Genomic DNA, 826 nt, shown 5'->3' with positions numbered 1-826 from the left:
GCATCTTCAAGATGTCAGCCAAAGACAAATATCCACAGAAGTGAAGGTCTCCAGAAACACAGTTTCCAAATACATCGAAGCTTTTGAGAAGAGCAAGGCGACCGATGTCCGTAACCTGGCGGTTACAGAGGATATCTTATCGCCTCCTTCTTACAAGAAAAGAGATGGAGTGAAACGAAAAATGACTGAGGAGATCATAGAAAGGCTCAAGGGATTCATTCAGGACAATGAATGGAAACGAAAAAACAACATGAGCAAGCAACAAATGAAAAAGATCGATATGTATGAAAAACTGCAAGAAGAAGGATACGACATCGGCTATACGACGGTTCGAAATTTCGTTAACACTGAGGAGGTGCGGGCGAAAGAGGTCTTTGTTCGACAACGCTATTCAGCAGCCTGGGAAGTGGAATTTGATTGGGGAGAAGTGAAACTGGTGATTGATGGGAAACGGAAATCCTATTCGCTGGCGGTCTTCACCTTGGCCTACAGCAATTATCGCTTTGCGTTACTTTACGAGTCCGAGACGATGATTTGCGTACAGGATGTTCATACTAAGCTGATCGACCACTTAGGCTTTGTGCCTTCTGTCTTTACATACGACAATATGAGAACCGTGGTGAAATCATTTGTCGGAACGGATCGGAAGATCACGGATGGCATGCTTAACCTCTCCAATTATTATGGATTTCGGATACGGCTCTGCGAGCCAAGAAAAGGAAATCAAAAAGGACACGTAGAACGGAGTGTTGAGGTTGTTCGCAGAAAAGCATTTTCATATGACATTGCGTTCGGTTCCCTGGAAGACGCCCGAAAACGCCTAAGC

General features: G+C 44.6%; 1 protein-coding gene. It reads left to right on the top strand.

Going from position 1 to position 826, the window contains the following annotated elements:
• Positions 1–826, top strand: an 826-nt coding sequence (gene istA, locus MLE13_RS17860; RefSeq protein WP_276323985.1) for an IS21 family transposase, incomplete at both ends; no start/stop codon positions are given.

It is taken from the genome of Planococcus halocryophilus (genome assembly GCF_022489025.1).
GTDB classification, from domain to species: Bacteria; Bacillota; Bacilli; order Bacillales_A; family Planococcaceae; genus Planococcus; species Planococcus halocryophilus_A.
This window is presented reverse-complemented; position numbering and strand designations above follow the sequence as displayed.